This is a genomic window from Pseudomonas sp. SST3 (assembly GCF_003325755.1).
This window is the reverse complement of the sequence record NZ_QORI02000007.1, coordinates 225,083-248,823: the sequence shown is the minus strand read 5'-3', so window position 1 is coordinate 248,823 and position 23,741 is coordinate 225,083. Positions and strand designations below refer to the sequence as shown.

Annotated in this window: 22 protein-coding genes; 7 read left to right on the top strand and 15 right to left on the bottom strand. The window is 57.9% G+C overall.

Features of this window, described 5'->3' with window-relative positions; all coding sequences use genetic code 11:
- The 3 genes from DQ405_RS09790 to DQ405_RS09780 all read right to left on the bottom strand — a co-directional run.
- Nucleotides 1-213 (bottom strand): PepSY domain-containing protein (locus DQ405_RS09790; RefSeq protein ID WP_168424037.1); only part of this gene is annotated, 213 nt, incomplete at its 3' end.
- Nucleotides 210-506 carry a DUF3649 domain-containing protein gene (locus DQ405_RS09785; protein WP_168424036.1) on the bottom strand — a complete coding sequence of 99 codons (297 nt, stop codon included), beginning with the start codon at nucleotides 504-506 and terminating at the stop codon, nucleotides 210-212. The genes DQ405_RS09790 and DQ405_RS09785, both read right to left, overlap by 4 nt.
- Before the next feature lie 25 nt (nucleotides 507-531).
- Nucleotides 532-732, bottom strand: coding sequence for a hypothetical protein (locus tag DQ405_RS09780; protein ID WP_168424035.1), 201 nt, complete (start codon nucleotides 730-732; stop codon nucleotides 532-534).
- A 313-nt stretch (nucleotides 733-1,045) separates the two neighbouring features.
- On the opposite strand from DQ405_RS09780, the gene DQ405_RS09775 reads away from it, so the two are divergent.
- Nucleotides 1,046-1,234 carry a hypothetical protein gene (locus DQ405_RS09775; RefSeq protein ID WP_168424034.1) on the top strand — a complete coding sequence of 63 codons (189 nt, stop codon included), beginning with the start codon at nucleotides 1,046-1,048 and terminating at the stop codon, nucleotides 1,232-1,234.
- 166 nt (nucleotides 1,235-1,400) lie between these two features.
- Here the strand turns inward: DQ405_RS09775 and DQ405_RS09770 are convergent, their stop codons facing one another.
- The 10 genes from DQ405_RS09770 to DQ405_RS09725 form a co-directional block, all read right to left on the bottom strand.
- Entirely contained in the window at nucleotides 1,401-2,489 is a 1,089-nt protein-coding gene (locus DQ405_RS09770; RefSeq protein WP_168424033.1) for a polysaccharide biosynthesis/export family protein, read from the bottom strand.
- 603 nt (nucleotides 2,490-3,092) lie between these two features.
- The gene (locus tag DQ405_RS09765; protein WP_168424032.1) at nucleotides 3,093-4,007 is read right to left on the bottom strand and encodes a GDP-mannose 4,6-dehydratase; all 915 of its coding nucleotides are present in this window, start codon (nucleotides 4,005-4,007) and stop codon (nucleotides 3,093-3,095) included.
- 258 nt (nucleotides 4,008-4,265) lie between these two features.
- Nucleotides 4,266-5,297, bottom strand: coding sequence for a GDP-mannose 4,6-dehydratase (gene gmd / locus DQ405_RS09760; protein ID WP_168424031.1), 1,032 nt, complete (start codon nucleotides 5,295-5,297; stop codon nucleotides 4,266-4,268).
- Nucleotides 5,298-5,464: 167 nt separating this feature from the next.
- Nucleotides 5,465-6,226, bottom strand: a complete 762-nt coding sequence (locus DQ405_RS09755; protein WP_168424030.1) for a WecB/TagA/CpsF family glycosyltransferase — start codon at nucleotides 6,224-6,226, stop codon at nucleotides 5,465-5,467.
- Nucleotides 6,216-7,100, bottom strand: a complete 885-nt coding sequence (locus DQ405_RS09750) for a glycosyltransferase family 2 protein (protein WP_168424029.1) — start codon at nucleotides 7,098-7,100, stop codon at nucleotides 6,216-6,218. The genes DQ405_RS09755 and DQ405_RS09750 overlap by 11 nt, the downstream gene beginning before the upstream one ends.
- Nucleotides 7,060-8,316: a hypothetical protein gene (locus DQ405_RS09745; RefSeq protein WP_168424028.1), complete on the bottom strand. Its 1,257-nt coding sequence runs from the start codon at nucleotides 8,314-8,316 to the stop codon at nucleotides 7,060-7,062. Before DQ405_RS09745 ends, DQ405_RS09750 begins: the two co-directional genes overlap by 41 nt.
- Nucleotides 8,317-8,663: 347 nt before the next feature.
- Nucleotides 8,664-9,725 carry a glycoside hydrolase family 5 protein gene (locus DQ405_RS09740; RefSeq protein ID WP_168424027.1) on the bottom strand — a complete coding sequence of 354 codons (1,062 nt, stop codon included), beginning with the start codon at nucleotides 9,723-9,725 and terminating at the stop codon, nucleotides 8,664-8,666.
- Between the two features lie 179 nt (nucleotides 9,726-9,904).
- Nucleotides 9,905-12,115, bottom strand: a complete 2,211-nt coding sequence (locus tag DQ405_RS09735; protein ID WP_168424026.1) for a polysaccharide biosynthesis tyrosine autokinase — start codon at nucleotides 12,113-12,115, stop codon at nucleotides 9,905-9,907.
- Between the two features lie 15 nt (nucleotides 12,116-12,130).
- Nucleotides 12,131-12,568, bottom strand: coding sequence for a low molecular weight protein-tyrosine-phosphatase (locus tag DQ405_RS09730; RefSeq protein ID WP_168424025.1), 438 nt, complete (start codon nucleotides 12,566-12,568; stop codon nucleotides 12,131-12,133).
- 160 nt (nucleotides 12,569-12,728) lie between these two features.
- Complete coding sequence (locus tag DQ405_RS09725) at nucleotides 12,729-14,165, bottom strand: undecaprenyl-phosphate glucose phosphotransferase (RefSeq protein WP_168424024.1); 1,437 nt, start codon at nucleotides 14,163-14,165, stop codon at nucleotides 12,729-12,731.
- 371 nt (nucleotides 14,166-14,536) lie between these two features.
- Between DQ405_RS09725 and yegS the strand changes: the two genes are divergently transcribed.
- The 3 genes from yegS to DQ405_RS09710 all read left to right on the top strand — a co-directional run bounded on the left by yegS (nucleotide 14,537) and on the right by DQ405_RS09710 (nucleotide 17,355).
- A complete protein-coding gene (yegS, locus tag DQ405_RS09720; protein ID WP_168424050.1) occupies nucleotides 14,537-15,466 on the top strand; it encodes a lipid kinase YegS in 930 nt (309 codons plus the stop codon).
- A gap of 126 nt (nucleotides 15,467-15,592) precedes the next feature.
- Entirely contained in the window at nucleotides 15,593-16,525 is a 933-nt protein-coding gene (locus DQ405_RS09715) for a chemotaxis protein CheV (RefSeq protein ID WP_168424023.1), read from the top strand.
- A gap of 26 nt (nucleotides 16,526-16,551) precedes the next feature.
- On the top strand, nucleotides 16,552-17,355 hold the full coding sequence (locus DQ405_RS09710) for an MOSC domain-containing protein (protein WP_168424022.1): 804 nt from the start codon (nucleotides 16,552-16,554) through the stop codon (nucleotides 17,353-17,355).
- A gap of 291 nt (nucleotides 17,356-17,646) precedes the next feature.
- Here the strand turns inward: DQ405_RS09710 and DQ405_RS09705 are convergent, their stop codons facing one another.
- Entirely contained in the window at nucleotides 17,647-19,575 is a 1,929-nt protein-coding gene (locus DQ405_RS09705; RefSeq protein WP_168424021.1) for a transglycosylase SLT domain-containing protein, read from the bottom strand.
- 283 nt (nucleotides 19,576-19,858) lie between these two features.
- Here DQ405_RS09705 and DQ405_RS09700 point away from each other — a divergent pair, with 283 nt between their 5' ends.
- Together DQ405_RS09700 and DQ405_RS09695 are read left to right on the top strand one after the other, a co-directional pair.
- A complete protein-coding gene (locus DQ405_RS09700) occupies nucleotides 19,859-21,769 on the top strand; it encodes an ATP-binding cassette domain-containing protein (protein ID WP_168424020.1) in 1,911 nt (636 codons plus the stop codon).
- Nucleotides 21,770-21,882: 113 nt separating this feature from the next.
- The gene (locus DQ405_RS09695) at nucleotides 21,883-22,575 is read left to right on the top strand and encodes a DUF6901 family protein (RefSeq protein ID WP_168424019.1); all 693 of its coding nucleotides are present in this window, start codon (nucleotides 21,883-21,885) and stop codon (nucleotides 22,573-22,575) included.
- A gap of 32 nt (nucleotides 22,576-22,607) precedes the next feature.
- On the opposite strand, the gene DQ405_RS09690 is transcribed toward DQ405_RS09695, so the two are convergent.
- Nucleotides 22,608-23,048, bottom strand: a complete 441-nt coding sequence (locus DQ405_RS09690; RefSeq protein ID WP_168424018.1) for a universal stress protein — start codon at nucleotides 23,046-23,048, stop codon at nucleotides 22,608-22,610.
- A gap of 212 nt (nucleotides 23,049-23,260) precedes the next feature.
- On the opposite strand from DQ405_RS09690, the gene DQ405_RS09685 reads away from it, so the two are divergent.
- Complete coding sequence (locus DQ405_RS09685) at nucleotides 23,261-23,728, top strand: MFS transporter (RefSeq protein WP_168424017.1); 468 nt, start codon at nucleotides 23,261-23,263, stop codon at nucleotides 23,726-23,728.
- Nucleotides 23,729-23,741 lie beyond the last annotated feature (13 nt).

Below are 23,741 nucleotides of genomic sequence, written 5' to 3'. Positions count from 1 at the left end.
GTGTAGCTGTTCCTGAACGTTCGCCTGAACCCAGTTGCCGATGTCATCGGCGGTCATCGATGCCGTCTGCGTATGCAACGCAGGCCGCATCCAACGCTCCAGCTCTTTATCGAAACAGGCCAGGGTGCCGGCGAAAATGATCACGGACAGTAACCAGCTGGGCAATAAGCCGCCCCAGGTATGCAGCCCGGCCATTGATTGGCGAAGAGTCATGGACGGGTCCTCCACTCGACGGGCAGGTAAGCACCCAGGCAGAAGAGGGCGGCCAGTCCGGCAATCAGTAACCAGGCGTGCAAGGCGCTTTTAGCCGCGAAGGCGTAAATGACCGCCCCCACCCAGACGGCGAAACAGAGCAGACTGGCTGTCACTACCCGGTCAGGTCTAGGCATTGGCAAGTACACAGAGAAAAAAGCTGTGAAACCAAAGGCCAATGCATAGCCGCCCAACAGGGCGGCAGAAACACGTCCGGCCAGATTGGCGAGGCGGGAAGATACGAAGGTGGTCATCGGTGTGGTCTCCAGAGCCAGCCCATCAGAAGCTGTAGCTGTAGCTGTAGCTGACGGTGCCGATCACCGTCCTGCGATTGCGGACGAAGCGGACACCATGCGACAGACAGGTGGCGTAATAACCTCCGTCTTTCAGGTTGGTGGCGTTGTGGGGTACAGCCGGTATGGCGAGGCTCGCAGTGCGTAATGCCACGAAAAGCGGGTGCAAGGCTGTGCGGCAGAACATATGCATTTCCATTCGCTGTTGTTGAAGATGCGGATGTTAATGCGAATGCTTAGTATTTGTAAGGTGTGAGTGCATAACTCATCCGCCGTCCCACCATTTCTCTAACGATGAAAATCGGGCTGATGCGATACGGGTAGTGCTAGACGACAGCTAACCGGCGATCAGAAGCGAGGCTGGATAAGCGGTTGCCGAACTGTTGAGGATTCAGTACTGCGGCGGCGCTTCGCTGCTCCGACTGGTGGTTCAGCACCAATCGCAGCTTCGCCGTTCGATATTCGCAGAGGCCATTGGGGGCCTCGCTGCGAGGTGAAGCATGCAAGATGAATCCATGGTGTTCACTAGGCTGATGGCGGCGAATGATTCTGATGCCGATGCACCCCTGCCTGGAGATCCAGACGGTGCCAGTATCAACGATGCTCCGATGTCTGACCCCGAGGAGACGGAGGTCACTGATGAAGACATCGACATGTTCGAAGATGATCCGACAATTCCAACTGAGTAGCCAGTTAGAAGCCCCGTGATCTGTGGGGTTTGATTGCCGGCCCCTTCACGGCGGTGGCTTGCGTGGCGGTAACCAGTCCAGCAAGCAATAAAAAACCGCAGCCGCCCGGTGGGCTAGCTGCGGTTCTGTACATCAGGCCAGGGCCGGCCTGATGTCTGTTACGCCATCAACGGTTGAATGCGGCACCGGTTCCGACGAATGCAGCCGATGGTAGCAGCTGGCTGATGAAGCGGTTCCAACGGGTGATGCCTGCCGGCCCCACGAATACGACGTCCTGCGGTTGGAGCGGGAAGCTCTTGGCCAGGGCGAAGGCGGTCGGAGACTTGGCGTTCAGCTGGAAGACCGTGGCTTGCTCGGTGGCGATGTTCTCCGCGCCACGAATGACATATACCGCTTCGCCATCCGCGGTTTCCTGGCGAATCCCGCCAGCAGTACCGATCGCATCCATCAGGTTATAGCTCGTTGCCTTGAAGCTGAGGGCCTGAGGCTCGGTGACTTCACCCAATACGTAGATCTTCTTCTGATCGTTGTAGGGCAGGTGCAGCTGGTCGCCGTCCTTCAGGTATACCTGATGCAGCCAGGAGTCGGGTCGGTTCAGGTCGTCGAGGTTGAGCATGTACTCGCGGCCGTCGCGCTTGAGCATCAGGCCGGAAAGGTCAGCGGTTTCGGTGTCGACTCCGGCTTGGCTGATCGCTTGAACGATGGTCATCGGGGCGGTTGTTACCGGTACTTCACCGGCGGTAGTGAACGCGCCGGATAACACGATGCGCTGGCTGCCGTAGCGCAGCAGGCTGACATCAACCTGTGGGCTATCAATGTAATTGGCGAGGCGGCGCGCGATGTGTGAGCGTAGCTCTTCGATGGTGCGACCTGCCGCATCGACGTTACCGATATAAGGATAGAAGAGGGTTCCGTCAGGGCGGACCAGACGGCCGTTGGCATCAAGCTGCTGTTGTGGGCCGGATGGCGCGGTCAGTTCGGGATGATCCCAGACGGTGATGTAGAGAAGGTCGTTTGGGCCGATGCGGTACGCCTCGGGTTTGTAGTCGAGCAGCTCCTGCTTGCTGGATGTGCCCTGGTCGGAAGACAGTTCGCCCTTGAGCATGTCGGGCGTGATGCGAATAAGCTGTACGGTGCCATCTTCCGATTCCGCGCCGTCCTTGAACTCGTCTGGGTCAAGGTATTGGCCGGGCGAAAAAACACATCCTTGGAGCGCCAGCGCGGAAGAGAAAGCAAGAGCAAATAATGGTTTCATGGTTCTTCATCCTTGACGGAATAGTTGTTTTTACGAAGTGAAAACAGCGGGATTCACTTTTACTTAAGGAACGAGCGCAATTGATTCGTCTATCGAAATCTGGCGGTGATCGCCTCGAAAGCGCAAGAACGAACTCAATATCTGCTTCTCCTGGTGTCGCTACTGCAAAGCCCTGGAAGGAGTACTTCTTCGACTCAAGCGTGAGACGTGTTCCGGATGAGCTACCGGCAGGTTCCGCTCAACCCTGTCTGGTAGTTTCACCAGACTGGAACAGGCGCTTTGCTGCTCACAGTAGCCATAGACCGCTCCGTTTCTATTGGGTTCAAGACGGCATGCAGAAATGAATTGGTCGCGCTGAGAGCACTGCGATGCGATGCGATAGAGGCCGTCTAGAACGGACAATAGGCATATTTGAAGTTCTGAATTCCGACAATCGAGTATGTCTGGACGGCAAGTGGCGCTTCGATTTAACACCTTGAATTGCAATAAGCGTCATCGGTCTGGCCGGCGCTCGTCAGCCAAAAAAGAAGCGGCTTGCGTTAAACAATCGCCGCTCGGCTGATGCATTACCACACCAGGGAATGAGCTTTAACGGATCACGCGTCAACGCGCGGGCTGATATTCGATCATCCAGCGCAGCGTGTCGCGTAGTTCAACTCGGGGCAGGTCGCCAATAAGTGAATCCAGTTTTGCCCTGGAGCCGAACAGGTTCTTCACATCAGCGCTACGTACGAAGGCCGGATTCACCCTGACTTCCATTCGGTGGCCGGATATAGCCGCAGCTTGTTCAAGCACATATTCAAGGGTATACGCCGAGCCTGAACAGATGTTGACCGTTTCGCCAATTGCCTCGGGGCTCTCCAGTAGTCGCCGATAGGCTTGGACAACCTGGCGGACATCGCAGAAGTCGCGGGCGATATCCAGGTTCCCCAGTTCGATCACGTCTGCGTGGCGACGTGTATGCGCGACAATTTTCGGTATTAGAAATTGCTCAGCCTGGCCGACACCGGTGTAGTTGAAGGGCCGGCTGATAATCAGCGGCAAGCTTCCGTGATACAACCTCGCAAGAAATTCCATTGCGGCCTTGCTCACCGCGTAATCATTGGCGGGGGCAAAGGGAGCGGACTCGTCGAGGACGCCTTCGGTCGTGTTTCCATAGACATTCGCACTACTGGCGAGCAGTACGCCTTCGACGTCGATTGCTGTCGCACGTAGTGCTTCGAGCAGATGACGAGTGCCGAGCAGGTTTGCCTGGTAGATGGCATCCGCATCGGTGTGCGCAACGAAAGACACGGCAGCCAGATGGACGACATAGGTCGGGCGTATTTCTATCAGCAGGGTTCGCAGCGTCTCTGCGTCATTCAATGAGCAGCAGTGGATGGCTGAGACAGCCGTAGGCAGTGTGCCCACGGGTTGGCGATAGCTAAGGCCGTGGACCTCATAGCCCCGGCCTGCTAACTCTGCTGCCATGTAGCGACCGGTAAAACCGGTGACGCCGGTAATCAGCACTTTACGCATGATCTTCCCGATAGGATGAAATTCCAGTTTCAGTGAAGCGATTTATCCCTGGTTTAGCCTTGGGATGTTGCGTCCCGGTTACGGTCGGCTGGACGGGGCCCCTGAAGCCGAACCGCCGAGCTTTGGCCCGGCGTAACGCCTCAGTCGGTCATATGAACCCGGCAGCTGGAGGAGCGAGTGCGCACAGGATAGTGGTTGGCCCGCGCGGCTCCCACGACAGCACGCTCTTGGTTCGGCACCTCCAGCCAGGTCGATACCTTAGAACGAAAAGCCCTGCTGATTGCGGCGCAAGTCGGCGTCGACCATCATGCGGCACAGCTGCTCCAGCGAAGTCTTGGGTTCCCAGCCGAGCACGTCCTTGGCTTTTTGCGGATCGCCGATCAGCAGGTCGACCTCTGCTGGGCGGTAGAACTTTGGATTGACCCGAACAACGACCTTGCCCGTCGCGGCATCAATCGCTTGCTCCTGCTCACCGGAGCCTTCCCATTGCAGTTCGACATCGACCGCCTTGAAAGCCAGTGTCACGAAATCGCGAACAGTTTCGGTACGGTTGGTTGCCAGTACGAAAACGTCGGGCTCGTCGGCCTGCAGCATGCGCCACATGCCCTCGACGTACTCCTTGGCATAACCCCAGTCACGTTTCGCGTCGATGTTGCCAAGCTCAAGTACATCCAGTTGGCCGAGTTTGATCTTCGCCACCGAATCGGTGATTTTCCGAGTCACGAACTCCCGGCCGCGCAGAGGCGACTCGTGATTGAACAGGATGCCGCTGCAGCCGAAGATGCCGTAAGACTCCCGGTAGTTGATTGTCATCCAGTGTGCATAAAGCTTGGCAACGCCGTACGGGCTGCGCGGGTAGAAGGGCGTGGTTTCCACTTGTGGAATGGCCTGGACCTTACCGAACATTTCGGAGGTCGACGCCTGGTAATAGCGGATTTTCGGATTGACGATGCGGATCGCCTCCAGCAGGTTCACGGCGCCCGCACCGGTAATGTCGAGGGTGGTCAACGGCTGCTCGAAGGAAACGCCCACGAAACTTTGAGCCGCGAGGTTGTACACCTCGGTTGCGCCGGTGTTCTGCAACAGACGAATGCTGGACGACAGATCGGTCAGGTCATACTCAACGAGATGCAGGTCGGGATGTTTATCGATGCCCAGCTCTTCGATACGCCAGAAGTTTACCGAACTGGTACGACGGAAGGTGCCGTATACGGTGTAGCCTTTTTCCAACAGGAGCTCTGCCAGGTAAGCGCCGTCTTGTCCCGTAATACCCGTGATGATCGCTTTCATTGTCTTCCCTGTATGAGGTTAGGTTTTCAGTGATGTTTCTGAGTTGCTATACCGAGGTGCAGGACCTGGAATAGCAGCGCATTGTTCATGGCGCGTGGATTCGGTTATTCGAGCTAACCAGCGTAACGGAGTGACCCGCATGCGATGGCCAATTGATCGATATCCGTTCAAGACTCCTGTTTCGCAGGACTGGCTTTTAATCGGGCGCTTTTTTCTCGTAGATAAGCGGGCACGATGTACACCGCGTCGGCGAAGTAACGTTTGGCCAGACGGCGAGGTTCCATGCACATGCGATGGAGCCATTCGAGCTTGTACTCGCGCATCCATTTCGGTGCTCGCTTGATCGTGCCTGTTGCGAAGGAAATCGAGGCGCCGATGCAAAATCCCATACCCGACCGCTCATGGGGTTGAGTCGCCGCGGCCAGAACTTCTCCGCGCGGCGTGCCCACGGCGTACAGAACCAGGTCCGACGGATTCTCGCGAACGAACTGCAGGCAGCGCTCCACTTCTTCCGGGTTTTTGATAAACCCCATTGGCGGGTTGTAGTGATAAAGATCGATGCCGGGGTAGATCGCTCGAAGCTTGTCGGCTTCGGTCTGCAATGAACCGATCAGAACCACCCGCAAGCGCTCATCGTTCGCCCACTTGAGCAGATCCAGGGTGAGATCACTGCCCGGAATGGCTTCGTCGAGATGAACACCCAGGCGGCCCAGTAGTGACAGAAGGATGCGGCTGTCGCAGAGCCTCCAGCGCGCTTTGGCATATGCATCACGCAGCTGTGGGTCATCCTCCAGTTGCACGAGATGATCAACGTTTGGCGTCACCACAAACGAGTAGGGCTGCTTGATGCCCTCACGGATGCAAGTCAATAAAGTTTTCTTATTGCCGGAATAGAAGTTGATTCCGAATGCATTAGTATCACTTGACACTCATTGCTACTCCCTTGAAGGCGCCCTTGATACCCGACCAGGCGAGGGTGGGATTCCTGTATTCCTTGATAGTTGTAACGGCCGAGAGAAAGAATGCGGAAGTTACTGCGAAGATCGACCCGTAAAAACGCTTGTTGAAACGGGTGGCCGCGCGGTTGCGGTAATAGTGATAAAACGCCGAGCGGCTACCCAGGCTGAGGGAGCCGTAGTGAAACAGGCGGCTTTCAGGGATGACCTTGATGGAAATACCGAAGCGCCTGGCGCGGTATTGCCAATCCACCTCTTCGAAATACATGAAGTAATCTTCATCCATCAGGCCGATTTCTTCGGTCAGCGCAGCGGAAAACGCAAGGCTGCAGCCCATTATGTAATCCGGGGCGTGCTGAAGATTCTGCTGCTGCAGTGCTTCGATGCTCTGGTTCTTTCCAAGCAGCCGAGCCTTGCCTAGGATCGGATACAGTTTGCCGCCGCCATAGCATTCGAGACGTCCGGTGTCGGCACTGAGTACGAGCGAGCCGACGAACTGTCGATCATTGCGCTGCAGCGCCTCGAGCAACGGCGAAAAGGCGTCACTGTCTACGTAGGTGTCGTTATTGACGACCCAGAAGTACGTTGGCTGTAGATTTTCCATCGCCCAGCGAAGGCCATAATTATTGCCACCGGCATATCCGTTGTTTTCCGGATTGCAGAGCAAGGTCACGGTCGGGTACGCCTTTTCGTCCAGCCATTGCTGAAAGGCAAGGGCGGATCCATCCTGCGAATCGTTATCGACGATGACGATGTGATCGATCGTCGTGCAATGAGCGAGCAAGCTTTCAGCGCAGCTGATGGTTTCAGTAGCAGCTTTGTAGTTGAGAATAAGTGCGACGTTCATGTACTCGTTCCTTGCTGCGAAGATGGCGTGCTCTCAGAGCATGAATAACGAAAAGCATACAAACTACAGGTTGCGCATATTCGAAGAGACCGGAGAGCGGCCATATCACGAACATTGCGAGCATCACCGGATAGATGAAACTCATATCAGCACTGATGTTTCTAGCGATGCGCTGGTAGATGTACAGCGATAGTGGGACCAGCAAAAAGGTCAAAAAGCCGAAGCGAAAAAGCGTGCCGATAATTCCGATATCGGAGAGGAAGAAGTGTTCGCCGAAATAGGGGATAAAACCGTCCTGCCACATCAGGGACAGCGAACCGCTTGGTAACCAGTTGACCAGATCCAAATGCCTGAATACCGACGCGATCGTATGGGGCCGTACGCCATCCTCCACATCACCATCCAGGCTGCTTTCATAGAACTCTACGTTCAGTCCGAGGACCTCAAGCAGCTCAGGATAAAAATAGAGCGGCGAAAGCAAGACGCAAAACGAGGCTGCCCAAATGACGGCTTTGGCTCTCAGCGAGAACATCGTGAAGGCCAGGCACAGGACAATAAGCTGACGGGTCTGCGTGGCGAAGACCAGGGTGAGCAACAGCACCGCGGCGACGATGAGGTAGAAATTTCGCTGGCGCTGCTCGTCGTTGATGAGCGACTTGCCCTTCGCCCAAACCTGGATGCAATAGAAATAGGCGAAGCAGATCAAAAAGGGACCGATGGATGAGCGATCCGGGCGGTCCCAGGATGTCTGCTCTTCACGCAAGTCCGGGATCAGCCCGAATTTGAAACACCACGAGAGGAATACGGCGATGAGTGCGGAATAGATCAGCGCGCGCTCAAACTGGAGGGTGCTGATGTGCTTGGCAAGCAAAAGCAGCGGTACGAAACCAAATGTGAAAAGTATTCGACGTTCCTCGATCAGCCCGTAGATGATCGGTTGACCAAAGGTATAAAAAGAAAATATAGCTGGTAGCACCGTAAATACGAAAACGCTGTAAAACGCGTAGTACATGAGGATGCGGAATTCTCTGGACGCTTCGTCTGTACTGGCAAGTAGCAAAAGAAACGACGCACCCAGGCAGATCGCCAGATAGGCTTCGTTGAGATACTTGAAGCCGATAGGGTTATGCGTGCTGTCACCAAACACCGAAAAGTGCAAGACGATCATCAGAACGGTCAATGGCAAATAAAAGAATTTTGAGCTGATGTTTGTCATCACCTGGGTCCTTAGGTGCATTTCCATTTATCCAGACTAACTACACCGCAACAAACTCAAGCCATCTAACATTGCCAGGCGGTGCTTTCGATGCGTCGTTGCGCTGTGTGTCGCTGGATTCAATGAGTCAATCCAAGCCTGACAGCGCGTCAGTAACCGAACGCGTTCGATAGCTACCGAGTCATGGAGTTCCGCTCGCGCTAAATCCGCTGATGCTCGGTCCAAAAATTGGACAATCATTTGGAGGCTGGGTTGCGTCGAAATTCGAGGGTCGCCAAAGATTTCTGACCGACAACCGCATTTACCTGACTACTGTCTGGCGGGCGGTAGATGCGGTAACAAGCGAGTTATTGCTGCGGTGTCGGCCCGAACTCCGTGCAGTTATTTGAGATGTGTTTTTGCAGCACCGGCATTTGCGGCCGGTCCTTGCCGTCGATGGGCTCAACCGCAAGGACATATTTCCCCCAGCCTGGGCCTCCGGCCCAATAGGCGCTGGGCATGCAATTTTCATTGAGGTAGCCGAGCAGGTTGTCCATGGCGGCCAGCATCGACTCAGAATTCCCGGGTACGCCGTATTCGCCGAGAAAGCCTTTCAGGTTGTTTTCCTTCAGCCACTCGACGAACGGGCGTGCACGTTCCACTCCCAGCATGGGGTCAACGGTTTCGTCGTTTGCATAGCGTCCAGAGAAATCCTTGTCGAGGTACAGGTGGCCTTCGTAGATGATCTTCTCGGCGGGATCCTCGATCAGGAAGTCCTCATTCACCATGCGCCAGTGAAAGGTGCTGGCCCAGCGGTCACCTTCGACGAAAATCAAAGTCTTCATGTCCACCTGGCGGATGGCATCGACGGCGGCTTGAGCAGCTGCTGGCCATAGCCCTTTGGTCGAATGAGGCTCGTTCATAATGTCGTAGCCCAACAACGCGGGATGATCCTTGAACTCCTCCGCGAGTTTCCGCCAGACGCTGGCGTAGGCTTCGTACGGCACTTCAGGAGAGCCGATCAGCTTGCCCTTGTATCGGCCATAGTTATGCATGTCCAGAATGATTTTCTGGTTGTGCTCAGCAGCGAAATCAAGCGTTCTTCTGAGCAGGCGGATCTGGTCGAAGTTCACGCCTTTGTACAGTTCATGCTGCAGGCGCTCCCAGAGGAAGGGAAAGCGGATCAAACGGATATCCTTGTCCGCGTAGTACTTGAAGTACTTCTTTTCCGGATAGAAGTAGTTAGTGCCAACTTTGCCGGGTGTTATATGCGGGGCGAAGTTGGCGCCAGACATGTTGATGCCGACCAGGTCGATGCCGGCGTTCTTTTCGCTGGCTTGTGCCTGCGCAAGTGATACACAGCTCATCAGTGCCAGGCTGGCAATCAACCGTATCGTAGTGAGCAGAGGGGGAAGAGAGCGACGTTCCATATTTACCTGGACCTCCCATGGCGCGTGGCGCGTGGCGCCTGGACTGGCTGTGATGGCGCGATCAAATACACCGCGAGCCGTTCGCCTGATGAGCGCGGGCGAACGGGACGGGTGATCGGCGAATCAGTTAATGGCAGAGCGCTGTTTGATCGCTCGACATCGAGGATGCCGAGCACGTTTTATTTGCTCTGGTAGTCGTACTGGTAGTAGCCGTACTCGCTGTATGTCGACGCCTTGCGGACCACGGCGTTGAAGATAACGCCCTTGACCAGCAGACCATTTTGCTCGAGACGGCGCTTGGCAAACTCGATTTCCTTGACTCCGTTAAGGCCGTAGCGGGTCACCATTAGCGTAGTACCCGCCTGGCTACCAACGAGAGCCGCGTCGGTTACGGCAAGGATCGGCGGCGTATCGAAGATCACCATGTCATACATAGTGCTGATCTCCTTGACGAAGCGAGAGAAGTTCTCGTGCATCAACAACTCGGATGGGTTCGGCGGCAGCTGACCGTGCGTAATGACGTGCAGGTTGTTGAGTTGAGTCTTCTGGATGGCGTCAAAGAGCGTGATGCGACCGGACAGGATATCCGAGAGACCTTTTTCACTCTGGCAACGCATGACTTTGTGCAGGTAGCCCTTGCGCATGTCGGCATCGACCAGCAGTACTCTTTTGCCGGACTGTGCGATTACTGCCGCCAGGTTGCTGGTCACGAATGACTTGCCGACTGCCGGGCTGGGGCCGGTGATCATGAGGATGTTGTTCTTGGCCTCGATCATGGCGAAATGCAGGCTGGTACGCAGGCTGCGCATGGCCTCGGTCGCCAGATCAGCCGGGTCATTGATGGTCAACAGGTAAGAGGCGCTGCTCTTGTCACGCTTGAAGTTGGCCAGCCGCTTTTCCAGCGCCCCTTGCTTCTCGCTGAAGGGAATCGCGGCATACACCGGAATGCCGACACGCTCGATTTCCTCGGGGTTCTCGACGCCGCGCTTGAGCGCTTCGCGAACATAGACGAAGGCGACCGCGAGAATGCCGCCAAGCAGAGTGGCAACGATAACGATCAGCGGCTTGTTCGGCTTGATCGGCTGGTCGATATCGGCTGCGGCGTGGTCAACGATACGCACGTTACCCACGGTACCTGCGCGAATGATGTCCAGCTCCTGAGTCTTGTTCAGCAGCATCGAGTAGGTTTCGGACGATACCTCGACGTCGCGGTTCAGGCGCAGCAATTCCTGCTGGGTAGAGGGTAGGGTGCCAATCTGCTTTTCCAGCTCAGCCTTCTGCGACTCCAGTTGGTTGATCTGGTTGATCAACGACTGGAAGTTCGGATGCTGACGGGTAAAGCGCGTCTCCATTTCAGTGCGCTTGAGGTTCTGCTCTGAAATCTGGCTCTCGAGGTCGACGATACGGTCCAGCACAGACTGGGTTTCTGCAGAAATATCCACCGAGCGGTTGCCGGTCTGGAATTCGTTCAAGGCTGTTTGAGCAGCATCGAGCTTCTTGCGGACTTCCGGAACCTGCTCGCTGAGAAATTCCAGACTTTGCGTTGCTTCTGCCGCGTTGCGCGCAATGTTCTGATCAACGTAGCGCTGGGCCACTTTCTCCAGGACCTGAACAGCCTTGTCCGGGTCGGTGTCCTCGAGCGTCACGTTGAGAATGCCTGACTGCTTGCCTCGCTCACCCGCAGTCAGACGTTCCTGGTAGGACTCGGTGGTGGCGTAAGTACGGTTCTTGATTACGGTGAAGGTCGTGCCTGGCCGTGCGTTCAGCTCCGCTACACTGATTCCATAATCCGGCGTCTCGATATGATCGCCAACAATACCCTGCACAACCACTTCGCCTTCGGTGTCGCGCAGGATAAAGCCGTTGTTTTCAGCCGCTTCCAGCGTCAGCTCTTCGCCATGCATCTTGTCTGGCACGATCAGATGGGTGATGCGCAACGACTCGCCGCCCCAGGCATACGACTCGAAACCATCCGGGTACCAACCGAGCTCACCCTCTTCGCTCGGTTCGAAGCGGCGGAACACATAGCCGCCTATCACTGGAAAATGGTGCGGTTCAATGATGATATCCAGGTTCAGCGCTTCCACCGCGCCGCCGACAACGGAGCGCGACTTGAGCAGTGCGATTTCCGTCTGCGCCGGCGAGACCGCCGGTGCAGTGCCCACGACGTCGGTGAGGCTTGGCAGCCCGCCTTTCGGCTGGATCTGGATCATTGCGCTGGCGAGATATACCGGGGTTGCCAACAATGCGTAGGCCACACCCAGTGCCGCGAAGAACCCGGTTATGGTGAGAATGAGGGCCCGGTTGTTGATGAACGTGTCAAAGAGGTGGGCCAGATCAATGTCCTTGTCCTCTTTGGTCTCATAGATGGGGCGGGGCATAGTGGTCATTGAAGTTCCTTCTTCTTATTTCAGGTAAGGAAGCCAGCTTTCGACGGACTGCGTCAGAAGGCTGTGAACATGTTCGAATGCGGGCTTGGATTGACGAAAAGGATCGGGGATTTCCATGTCGTCTAGCCATTTGCCCATCAGGAAGGTCTTGCCATGTACTTCGGGCGCGATCTGGCGGATGTGCTGAATGTGGCTCTGCTCCATGGCGAGGATAAGGTCCGCCTGGTGAAGCATCTCGCTATCGACCTGCCGAGCACGGTGGGACCTGTGTTCCAATCCGTGATCGCTAAGCACCTCATGTGCCGTCTTGTCCATTGGGTTGCCTACTAGTGCACCTATGCCTGCTGAACTGATCGTCAGGCCTTTCCCTTGGAGTCTGTGAGCCAGCAATGCTTCGCCCGCCGGGCTTCTGCAGATGTTGCCGACGCAGACGATCAATATGTTCTGAAACATCTCGCTTAGCCTCGCAGCCCTGAATTCATGGGCTGGTGAGCATGCGTGTCACAGAACGCAAATCTGATAATGGCTTGCTTCATTAGTTCAATCTTCCTGCTGCGCTTGCGCATGAAATGTGGCGTTTTGCCGTGGTGGTGCTTATCGATGCGTGCGGCAGTCAGTAGACGTCCCTGTTGAACAGCAGGGCGGGGATGGTTCGGGCGAGGATGTAAATGTCGAACCAGACCGACCAGCGCTCGATGTAGTCCAGATCGAACTCGACGCGCTTTTCGATCTTTTCGAGGGTGTCGGTCTCGCCGCGGTAGCCATTGATCTGGGCCCAGCCGGTGATGCCCGGCTTAACGCGATGGCGGGCGGAATATTCCGACACGGCGTCTTCGAACAGCACGCCGGCGGCCTTGGTGGCGGTTGCATGGGGACGCGGACCGACCATGGACATGCTGCCCAGGAAGACGTTGAGTAGCTGGGGCAGCTCGTCAAGGCTGGTCTTACGGATGAAGCGGCCCACACGGGTAATGCGGTCGTCGTCACGTGTGGTCTGCCGCTCGGCATTGGCATCGGACTTGGCGTGGTACATCGAACGGAACTTGAAGACTTCGATCAAGCGGTTGTTGTAGCCGTAGCGCTTCTGCTTGAACAGCACCGGGCCGGGGGAGTCCAGTTTGATCGCCAGGGCCAACAGCAGCATCACGGGCGCCGCGGCCAGCAGAGCGAGGCTGGAGAGGATGATGTCCTCGATGCGCTTGAACATCGGCGACCAGCCGCGTAGTGGCAGGTCGGAGGCGATCAGTGTCGGCAGCCCACCGACTTCGGTGATGCGCTTGTTGGCATGACGGAAGGCAACCATATCCGGTACCAACAGCACGTTGACCGGCAGCTTGCGCAGCTCGCTGATGACCTGACCGATGCGGCTGTCGGCGAACCATGGCAGGGCGACCAACACCTGAGTGACCTTTTCTTCACGAATCATCTGCTCCAGGTCACGGGTGTTACCCAGCAGCGGAAGATCGGCGAGCGTCTTGGGCAAGCGCTCCAGGCGGTCGTCGATAAAACCGAGAACGCCGGTGCGGATGTCGCGGTGATGAGCCAGGTACTCGGCGACACGTACGCCGTTGTCGGTCCCCCCGAGGATGACTGCGTTCTGCAGATAGACGCCCTTGGCCATCAGGCGGCGGAACAAGGCAAGCATCATCAGCCGCTCGGCGCCGAACAGAACGCCGCTGGTGACGAACCAGAAGGTCAGGTGTTTGGCTTCCAGGTAGCTGAACATGCCCAGACCCTGGTGCATGAAAATCAACAGGCTGAACGCCGCGGCCCAGGCCACCAGCATGGTGCGAAAGCGCAGCAGTGTGCTGAACACCTCCTCACTGTAGATGCCGACCGATTGAAAGATCACCACGCTGATCACGCCGAAGAACATCAGGAAGGTGCTGAAGGTTCCGCCGCCAGCCGGCAGCTCAAGTGGCAGAAACAGCAACAACAGAACGCCCGGCAACACGGCCGTCAGCCCATGAATCAGGCGGACGCTGGCGAGAAAATAATCAACAAAACTGGGGTGGGCGTACTCAAGGGTTCCAACGGACTGTAAGCGCATACAAGGCTCCTTCCTACGGCTATTGCTAGCTCAATACTCGTTTTGATCGCCGCGATCCGCGGTTCTGATGGCAGGCAGCTATCGCAACCTTCAACTGGACAAGTGCTCCGACCGCCTTCCAGGTCATGAGTTCACCGACAGGCTGCAAAGTGTTGAGTAATCAGTAAGTATTAACTGTGTCACCTAAGCTATTGATAATTAAGAGATAAAAAATGAAATGTATTTGGCGAATGGGATTTCGGAGCGCCGGCTGCTGACCAGTGGTCGGTGCTGTTTTTGGCTCGGCTTAAGCCCTGTCGCTATTCAGAAGCACAACTTTCGTAGGTTGCCGTGTGTCCTATCTGACGGATATCGAGATGGAAGTGATTGGCATGAATGAACCCAAGGCAATGCTCATCCTTCACGGGAAGCAGGGGCTCAATGAGGACGTGCGCACGGCTGTCAACGAATGGCGCCAACTTGGAAACGAGCTGGCCGTGAGGGTGACGTGGGAGCCGGGAGACACGGCGCGCCTGGTGAACGAGGCGCTCGCTGCGGGCTACCAGACGCTGGTGGCTGGCGGTGGAGATGGCACCGTGCGCGAGATGGTGCAGGCGCTGCTCGATAGCGGCTCCGAGGCCAGCCTCGCCGTGCTGCCACTGGGAACCGCCAATGATTTCGCGCATGCCGCCGAGATCCCGCTTGAACCCTTCGACGCCCTGACGTTGCTCAATCGCCAGCCAATCCGGGTCGACGTTGGAGAAATGAACGGTGAGCCGTTTATCAACATGGCGACCGGGGGCTTCGGCTCCAAAGTGACCGCTACGACCCCCAACGAATTGAAGCGGGTCCTGGGCGGTAGTGCCTATCTGCTGACTGGCCTGTCACGCTTCAGCGAGCTGCGTACTGCCTGGGGGCGTTTTGAAGGGCCTGATTTCACCTGGGAGGGTGAGTTTCTCGCTTTGGGCATCGGTAACGGGCGCCAGTCCGGTGGCGGTCAGCAGCTTTGCCCGCAGGCATCGGTGGATGATGGTTTGCTCGATATCTGCATCGTTCCGGCGCCGGCCGATACGGTGGGAACGCTAGGCACCTTGCTGAGCGGCGGACTGCTTGGAATCGATACCGTTTCGGTAACCGCGCGCGTGCCATGGCTAGAGGTCGAGGCGCCGGACGAGATCGATATCAATCTCGATGGCGAGCCCTTCGCAGCAAAGCGCATGCGTTTCTCGGTGAGGCGCCGGGCGTTGCGGCTGCATCTACCTGCCGATAGCCCGTTGTTACGTGATGAACCGCTGCTTCGCGAAGATCACCAGCCCGCCTGACAGCGGTATTGACTGGTGCCCCGCCTGTTTTGGCGAAGCAGGACGATAAATACTTGCTCCGATGGATAAAGCATGGACGCTTGCGGCCGATAGACCTTTAGTCCCGTATTCACCAAGGAGCCCGCAATGGCCGGCATTCTCGAGTCAGTCGATCAACGCACCCGATTGGTGGGGCAGAATCGTCTGGAGATCCTCATGTTTCGGCTCTCCGGCCGCCAGCAGTTCGCGATCAACGTGTTCAAAGTGCAGGAAGTGGTGCAGCTACCGAAGATGACTCTCATGCCGCATCGCCATGGCTCGGTGTGCGGCGTGGTCAGCCTGCGCGGCCAGACGTTGCCGGTCATCGATCTGTCCCGTGCCATTGGCCTGCGCCCGCTGGTTCCGGATGAGCGCAGCACCATCATCGTGACGGAGTACAATCGCTCGACTCAGGCCTTCCTGGTCGGCGGTGTGGATCGCATTCTCAACCTCAACTGGGAAGAGGTTCTGCCTCCGCCGAGCACAGCCGGCCGTCAGCACTACCTCACGGCGATCACCAAAGTCGATGAACAGCTGGTCGAAGTCATTGACGTCGAAAAGGTGCTTGCCGAGATCGTCCCTTATGACACCAGCATCGCGCCGGAACGTCTGGCGGATCCGCTGCTCGAGCGCGCGAAGGGCCGTGAGGTGCTCTGTGTCGATGACTCGACCGTTGCACTGGCCCAACTGCGCGAGACCCTGAGTCAGCTAGGCATCACGGTGCACTCCGCCAGCGACGGCTTGAAGGGTTTGAACAAGCTCAAGGCCTGGGCTGATGCTGGGGAGGTGCTTACCGATCGTCTGTTAATGGTGTTCACCGATGCCGAAATGCCGGAGATGGACGGCTATCGACTCACCACCGAAATTCGCAACGACCCCCGCCTGCGTGACCTGCATGTCGTGCTGCATACATCGCTTTCGGGAAGTTTCAATCTGGCAATGGTGAAGAAAGTCGGTTGTGACAACTTCCTTTCCAAGTTCCAGCCGGAGAAACTGGTGGACGTTGTCCGCGAACGCCTGTTGCTGGACGAACCTAACTGACCTGCCCATCCGCCCGAGGAGTTCGAATGCACCTCTGCTCGTTGTACCGCTTTCCGCTCAAGTCCGGCTCCGCTGAGTTGCTTGACCAAGGGTGGTGTGACGAGCTCGGCTTGTACGGCGATCGGCGCTGGATGGTGGTGGATGCCGCAACCGGGAAGTTCCTGACACAGAGGCTGCTGCCGCGAATGGCATTGCTGGCAGCGCGATGGCAGGGTGACGGGGGACTGCTGCTCAGTGCCCCTGGCATGGATGATCTGCCAGTGCCTGTTCCTGGCCCGGAGAGCATTGCGCGCGGCGTGCTGATCTGGCGCGAGAGTCTGCAAACGCCCGATGCCGGTGATGCTGCGGCTGCTTGGCTGACTCAGCTGCTCAATCGTCCGTGTCGCCTGGTATATCTGCCAAATGCCAATGGCATCCAGATCGACCTGGACTATGCGCGGGTTGGCGAGCGGACGGCCTTCAGCGATGGCTTTCCGTTCCTGCTGATCGGCCAGGGATCGCTCGACGACCTCTCGGCCAGAGTGGGTCAGTCGCTGGATATGCGACGGTTCCGGCCGAACCTTGTCATCGCCGGCTCGGCCCCCTACGCCGAGGATAGCTGGCGCCGCATCCGCATCGGTGACATGGAGTTTCGCGTGGTCAAGCCCTGTTCACGCTGCATCATCCCTACCATAGATCCGCTCAACGCCGAGAAAGATGCCAGCCGAGAGCCACTCGCGACCTTGATGAACTACCGCAAGGGCGATGGCGGCGTGTTTTTCGGCCAGAATCTCATCGCTGAAGGCACCGGCACGCTGAAAGTGGGCATGCCAGTCGAAGTATTGGAGTAGCTCCGGCTGGCTGCGTCAAGCCGCTTGACGAGTGGCCGAACGCAGACTAGCTCCGGCCAGTAGATCGTCTTGCTCGTATATGAAGCCAAGCCCGCCGCAAGGCCTGAGGGGCCCGCTGTCCATCTGCGTCGCTCTTACTCCGTAGTACGGCTGGCGGGGCTTGCGAACGGCGGACAGAGTGACGGACGCCGTATCGATGCCCTGCCGGAATGGGCAGCTCACAGAGCAGGATGGGTACGTCTTTGCTCGAAAACTACCCGTTGCTTTCGCTTACTCTTGCCGCTCGGGACATCACTGGTTGTCGAAGTAACGCTCATGCCATTCGACCAGTGGCTGCGGAGCGTTGAGCTTCTGGCCATAGATAACCGAATAGGTCAGCACATTCTGTACGTACTGGCGGGTTTCATCGAACGGAATGTTTTCAACCCATACGTCGAACGGTAGATGCTCGGCATTCTTCAGCCACTGGCGAACCCGGCCTGGGCCGGCATTGTAGGCCGCGGATGCGAGCACCCTGTTGCCGTTGAATTGACCATAGATCTGACTGAGGTAAGCGGCACCCAACTGGATATTGACGTTGGGGTTGAGCACCTGCCGGGGTGAGGACAACGGAATGCCGAAGCGTCTGGCCGTTTCCTTCGCGGTGGCCGGCATCAATTGCATCAGGCCGGTGGCCCCGACATGGGAGCGTGCGTCGGCCATGAACGCGCTTTCCTGACGGGTAATGGCGAATACCCAGCTCGGATGGAGTTCGCGAGACTTGGCCGCGTTGATCAGGCTGCTGCGATGGGCCATAGGGAAGCGAATATCCAGATCGTCCCAATACTTCGCCTGGCTGATGGTGCGGATCGCCGGGAAGTACCATTCCATCTCGTAGGCCAGGCGCGCCTGGGCGACCAGTTCGTCGCGGCTGAACAGCCGACTGACGTGGTACCACTCGCGTCGTCCATCGACGATCTGCCCGCGGTGATGGAATTCCATGGCGCGACGGATGCCCGCGGTGTTGCGGACCTTCTGGATAACCTTCGGATCCAGCGCGAGCGGCTGATGGTTGAACTTGTAAGGCGCCTGGATGCGGTCAGCCGAGAGGAAACCGTAGAAGTCGCGCTCGCCGGCAACCGGCTGGTAGAGCAGGGCGGCCCGTTCATCGTTGGGTTTGGCGAGTTCAAGGCTGCGCGCCTTCCAGTAACGCCAGCGGTTGCTGTTGGCGAGCTCTTCGGGGAAGCGTTGAGTCAGCGCATGGGCGTCCTCCCAGCGCCCCAGACGGAGCAGCAGACGGGCGCGCCATTCGCTGACGGTATCGTCACGTAGTTCGGGATCATATTCGGCCATGACCTGCAGCGCGCGGGCGTCGAAACGCTTGGCCAGGGTAAGACCGATCTGGCGAGCGATCGCAACCTTCTCCTCCGGCGAGAAGGACAGGCGCTTGGCGTAGCTGTCGAGTAGTCCGAGCGCCTTTTCCGGGTCCTTGCGCGCCAAACGGCGCAGGCCGATCGAGACGATATCGCCCATGGCCTGGGTAGGCGGCAGGAAACGATCGGTCTGATCAAGCAGCTGTGGTTTCTGCGCGACGTCGACCAACAGCTCGCCTTGTTTGCTCATCGTAGGCAGGCTTTTGATCAGGAAGTTGGCGAGGCCATAGTTTCCGCTCTCGACCGCCAGTTTGGTGCGCTTCCAGCGCAACGCCTCGGTGAGCTGCCCGGCATTTTCCCAGCGCTCGAACAGCGGATCGCAAGCGTCGTGCTGCGACTTGCCGACCAGCCAAAGCCGCTCGGCGGTCTCGTAGCCCTGTTTCGTCTGGCCACTGGCAAGCTGGTACTGGCCGAACAGGCAGTCCAATTCGGTGAAGTTCATCTTCTGATCATAGTGCGCCACAAATGGCTGCCAATCGCCACGGGCCGCCAGCAACCGCAGCCAGCGCAACTTCATCCAGCTGGCCTGAGGGAGGTCGCCATGCTCGGCCAGAAACTTCTCGACCTCGTCATTGCTGGCGGTCTTCAGTCGTGCCGTCAGTTCGTCGTAGGCCAGGTATGGCTCGAGCGGATAGTCCTGCAGTGCGCTTGCGTAGCGCCGGTACGGCCCACTGTCCCCTTTGGCCAGGGCACGCTTGGCTTCGTCGTAATACTGCCGTTGCTGCTGAAGGCTGGCGGCATGAGAGGTCTGGAGGGTAACGGCAGCGAACAAGAGGCAAAAACAGATACTGGAGAGTCGACCGCGCATGAGACTTCCGAAGACGGGGGCATGGAGATTGCTGCGGCTAGCTTAGCTCGGCAAGCCAAGCAGTTAAACGCGGATTAAGCGCTTCAAACCCACAAAGTAGAACGTTCCGACGAACGTACGGGTGGGGCGACGCGGTGCCCCTGGGTCGCCCGGTTGGATTGCGCTGGCCGGTTGTGTAGAGCCTGAGCGAGGGGGCCGTATTGACGGACTTAACGCGCTCGATGGTGACCGTCTGACAAGGCGCGTTCTGCTAGACTGCGCGCCCTGTTTTCCGGAGGTAGTCATGACCCTGCTCAAGTTGACCAATGTGTCCCTCGCCTATGGCAACAATCCATTGCTCGACGGCGTGTCCTGGCAGATTGCGCGGGGTGAGCGGGTCTGCATCATCGGCCGCAACGGGACGGGCAAATCCAGCATGCTCAGCCTGGTCAAGGGTAGCCAGCTACCGGACGACGGCGATATCTGGCGCGCGCCGGGCCTGAAGATCGGTGAACTGCCTCAAGAGTTGCCGCTTGCAGACGAACGCACCGTATTCGACGTGGTAGCGGAAGGCCTGGCCGGCGTCGGTCAGCTGTTGGCCGACTATCATCACCTCAGTCAGAACATCCAGAACGAAGCTGATCTGGACAAGCTGATGCATGTCCAGCAAGAACTCGAAGCGAAGGACGGCTGGCGCCTGCAGCAGTTGGTCGACAGCACCCTGAGCCGTTTGCAACTACCGGCTGACAAGACCCTGGCCGAACTTTCCGGCGGCTGGAGACGGCGTGTCCTGTTGGCTCAGGCCCTGGTGTCCGAGCCCGATCTGCTGCTGCTGGACGAGCCTACCAACCACCTGGATATCGGCGCGATCGCCTGGCTGGAAGAAGCGCTCACCGGTTTCAACGGCGCCGTGCTGTTCATCACCCACGACCGGGCATTCCTGCAGAACCTGGCGACCCGGATCCTGGAGCTGGATCGGGGCCATATGATCGACTGGAATGGCGACTACGCCAGCTTCCTGGTTCACAAGGAGCAGCAGATGGCGGCCGAAGAGACCGCCAATGCACTGTTCGACAAGAAGCTCGCCCAGGAAGAGGTCTGGATCCGCCAGGGCATCAAAGCCCGTCGTACCCGCAACGAAGGCCGCGTACGTGCGCTCAAGGCACTGCGTGCCGAACGCAGCGAACGCCGGGAGCATCAGGGCAAGGCCAATATCCAGATCGATGCAGCGGAAAAATCTGGCAAGCAGGTCATCGTCGTTGAGCATGCAAGCTTCGCCCATCCCGGCGGTGAGCCGCTCATTCGTGATTTCTCGATGGTTCTACAACGCGGCGATCGCATCGGATTACTTGGTGCCAACGGAACCGGCAAGACCACGCTGCTTAAGCTGTTGCTTGGTGACCTGCAACCTACCAGCGGTAAGGTGGAAGCCGGAACCCGCCTGGAAGTGGCGTATTTCGACCAGTTGCGTCACCAGCTGGAACTGGAAAAAACCGTTATCGACAACGTTGCGGAGGGCCGTGATTTCATCACTATCGATGGCCAGAACCGCCACGTGCTCAGCTATCTCGGCGACTTTCTGTTCAGTCCGCAGCGCGCCCGCACGCCGGTAAAGGCCCTGTCTGGCGGAGAACGGGCACGGCTCTTGCTGGCCAAGCTGTTCAGCAAGCCGGCCAACCTGCTGGTACTCGACGAGCCGACCAACGATCTGGATGTGGAAACCCTCGAGCTGTTGGAAGAGGTCCTGCTCGCCTTCCAGGGCACGGTGTTGATGGTCAGTCACGATCGGGCATTTCTCGACAATGTGGTTACCAGCACATTGGTATTTGAGGGTAACGGTGTTGTTCGTGAATACGTCGGTGGTTATCAGGACTGGCTGCGTCAGGGCGGGTCGCCCAGGCTGCTCGGGGTAGCGGAGGCCAAGGAAACGAAGGAGCCGAAGGTCGAAACGTCGCAAGGCCAACCCACGGCATCGGCCGTCGAACCCGCCCCGACCAAGAAGAAGCTCAGCTACAAAGTGCAGCGCGAGTTAGAGGCACTGCCGGGAAAAATAGACGCAGTCGAAAAAAGCATCGCTGCGTTGCAGACGGAAATTGCGCAACCTTCGTTCTATCAGCAGACTGCCGAGCGCACCGCCGAAACCCTCGCTCGCCTAGAGACGTTGCAGAAAGAACTCGACGAGTTGCTAGAGCGTTGGGCCGAGCTGGAAGGTTGAGGCGAATACGCCGGCTGGAATCGCCATGGTTGCAATTCACAGGTTCCGCCCGGCGGGACGCGGACTGTCACTGAACACACCAACGACATCTGTCAGCACTGGACGGAGCATAGATGGCAATTGATTACCGCATCGTCCTGGACGACGAACATGAGTTCAGCTATCGGATCGAACTGGACCGTGGCTACGATCACGAGGCAGCCGCACAGGCGCCTAAATGGACGCGCCTGGATCACCAGCAATGCAACAATTGCCCACTGAGCCGGGAGAATTTCACGCATTGTCCCGCTGCGGTGGATCTGCATCGGGTCATTGAAGACTTCCAAGGCCTGCCGGCTGTGAAAAAAGCGCAAGTGCGGGTACGCACACCGGAGCGCGAGTACAACAAGCTGGTGGGGCTGGATGAGGGGCTGCGGGCGCTACTCGGCGTGATCATGGCCACCAGTGCTTGCCCGGTCCTGGGCCGGCTCAAGCCGATGGCCCATCAGCATCTGCCGTTCGCCAGCAATCAGGAGTTCGTGCTGCGGGCAGTCTCGCTTTACCTGGCTCGGCAGTATTTCAATTTGCGCGAAGGCCGTCATGCCGACTGGGAGCTGCGTGGGCTGGTGCGGTCCTTTCAGCAGTTGCAGCTGGTCAACCAGGCGTTCTGGCAGCGTATCCACGACACCTGTCACGGCGACTCGAATCTGAAAGCCTTCCTTACCTTCTTCTCCATGGCGTCCAGCCTGACCTACTCGCTGGAAACCCAGCTGAAGAAGATCAGGCCGATGGTCATGAGTGCCGGTGAGGGCGTAGAGATGGCCTGAGCCCGGAGGGCTCAGGCACTCGATCCAGTTGGTTATTCAGGTTTCTTCAGCCGGACCGCCAGGACATCACAGGGCGCTCCGTGGAGGATGTCGTTGGCGGTAGATCCGAGCAGCAGCGCCAAGCCGTGGCGGCCATGGCTGCCGACTACTACTAGATCACAGCCTTGCTCCTTGGCCAAACGGTGGACTTCCTGGCGCGGTTGGCCATAGGCCAGGTGCCGTTGTTCAGTGGTCAGGCTGGGGTAACGGTCGGCGAAACCGGCCATGCGCTCACGGGCTTGATCGAATTGCTGTTGCTGAAGCATGGACAAGTCCATTGGAACATCGCCGCCAAAGGCCATGGCCATGGGCTCGATGACGTGCACCAATGCGAGCCTGGCGCCACTCGCTGTCGCCAGGGCCTGGGCTCGTGCGACGACCGGGTGACATTCGTCGGTCAGGTCGACAGCGACCAGAATATGCTGGTAGGTCATGATGGCTCTCCTGATTTATCCGTGTGACAAGTATGGCTGCTTGGCACGCTATTGGGGGCGCTGGGCCTTTATTGTTTTCAGCGTTTATACGGCGTTAGATGCATCATGACCAGCGCCATTACATCGCAAGCTGGCTGCCGGCGGGCTCGTGACTGGTATCATGCGCGCCGCCACGCGCCGGTATGTGTATCCGGCCCACACAAGAGACTGTCATGTACCTATTCGCCAACGATTATTTGCTCGCCTGGACAGCCTACGGAATTGCAGCGCTGGGTTGTCTACTGGTGTGGTTTCGCATCACGCGGCCTATGTGGCGCTGGCTGCGCGAGCCGCTGCGATTGATCGTCGCCGTGCTGCTGCTGACGCCAACCATCGTCGATCCTGCCCGGGAGCTGTTCGCTCCGGCAGTGGCGATTACTGCGTTGGATGTGCTGTTCAACGTCGGCAATAACGCCTGGCGCGCCGTTGCGGATCTGGCGCTCTACGGCCTGATCGCATTTGTGCTGTACGGCGCGCTGGTGGCGCTGCGCTGGCCGATCGAGCGTCGCCTGAAACAGCGACGCGCAGCGTCCGCAGCCGACGACGACCCGCGTACGCTGCGCGAGCGTCTCGAGGACGAGGACGAGGACGACTACCGCCCCGCCAGTCGCTACCAGACACGAACCGAACCCAGGCTGTAACGGCATCGACCCG

What these genes read in the sequence shown, in the direction of transcription:
- DQ405_RS09730 (WP_168424025.1), bottom strand. Translation starts at nt 12,568, where the DNA reads ATGTTTCAGAACATATTGATCGTCTGCGTCGGCAACATCTGCAGAAGC.
- DQ405_RS09690 (WP_168424018.1), bottom strand. Translation starts at nt 23,048, where the DNA reads ATGACCTACCAGCATATTCTGGTCGCTGTCGACCTGACCGACGAATGT.
- DQ405_RS09710 (WP_168424022.1), top strand. Translation starts at nt 16,552, where the DNA reads ATGCACCTCTGCTCGTTGTACCGCTTTCCGCTCAAGTCCGGCTCCGCT.
- gmd (WP_168424031.1), bottom strand. Translation starts at nt 5,297, where the DNA reads ATGAAAGCGATCATCACGGGTATTACGGGACAAGACGGCGCTTACCTG.
- DQ405_RS09750 (WP_168424029.1), bottom strand. Translation starts at nt 7,100, where the DNA reads ATGAACGTCGCACTTATTCTCAACTACAAAGCTGCTACTGAAACCATC.
- DQ405_RS09785 (WP_168424036.1), bottom strand. Translation starts at nt 506, where the DNA reads ATGACCACCTTCGTATCTTCCCGCCTCGCCAATCTGGCCGGACGTGTT.
- DQ405_RS09780 (WP_168424035.1), bottom strand. Translation starts at nt 732, where the DNA reads ATGTTCTGCCGCACAGCCTTGCACCCGCTTTTCGTGGCATTACGCACT.
- DQ405_RS09715 (WP_168424023.1), top strand. Translation starts at nt 15,593, where the DNA reads ATGGCCGGCATTCTCGAGTCAGTCGATCAACGCACCCGATTGGTGGGG.
- DQ405_RS09775 (WP_168424034.1), top strand. Translation starts at nt 1,046, where the DNA reads ATGCAAGATGAATCCATGGTGTTCACTAGGCTGATGGCGGCGAATGAT.
- DQ405_RS09695 (WP_168424019.1), top strand. Translation starts at nt 21,883, where the DNA reads ATGGCAATTGATTACCGCATCGTCCTGGACGACGAACATGAGTTCAGC.
- DQ405_RS09765 (WP_168424032.1), bottom strand. Translation starts at nt 4,007, where the DNA reads ATGCGTAAAGTGCTGATTACCGGCGTCACCGGTTTTACCGGTCGCTAC.
- yegS (WP_168424050.1), top strand. Translation starts at nt 14,537, where the DNA reads ATGAATGAACCCAAGGCAATGCTCATCCTTCACGGGAAGCAGGGGCTC.
- DQ405_RS09705 (WP_168424021.1), bottom strand. Translation starts at nt 19,575, where the DNA reads ATGCGCGGTCGACTCTCCAGTATCTGTTTTTGCCTCTTGTTCGCTGCC.
- DQ405_RS09685 (WP_168424017.1), top strand. Translation starts at nt 23,261, where the DNA reads ATGTACCTATTCGCCAACGATTATTTGCTCGCCTGGACAGCCTACGGA.
- DQ405_RS09735 (WP_168424026.1), bottom strand. Translation starts at nt 12,115, where the DNA reads ATGACCACTATGCCCCGCCCCATCTATGAGACCAAAGAGGACAAGGAC.
- DQ405_RS09700 (WP_168424020.1), top strand. Translation starts at nt 19,859, where the DNA reads ATGACCCTGCTCAAGTTGACCAATGTGTCCCTCGCCTATGGCAACAAT.
- DQ405_RS09740 (WP_168424027.1), bottom strand. Translation starts at nt 9,725, where the DNA reads ATGGAACGTCGCTCTCTTCCCCCTCTGCTCACTACGATACGGTTGATT.
- DQ405_RS09770 (WP_168424033.1), bottom strand. Translation starts at nt 2,489, where the DNA reads ATGAAACCATTATTTGCTCTTGCTTTCTCTTCCGCGCTGGCGCTCCAA.
- DQ405_RS09745 (WP_168424028.1), bottom strand. Translation starts at nt 8,316, where the DNA reads ATGACAAACATCAGCTCAAAATTCTTTTATTTGCCATTGACCGTTCTG.
- DQ405_RS09725 (WP_168424024.1), bottom strand. Translation starts at nt 14,165, where the DNA reads ATGCGCTTACAGTCCGTTGGAACCCTTGAGTACGCCCACCCCAGTTTT.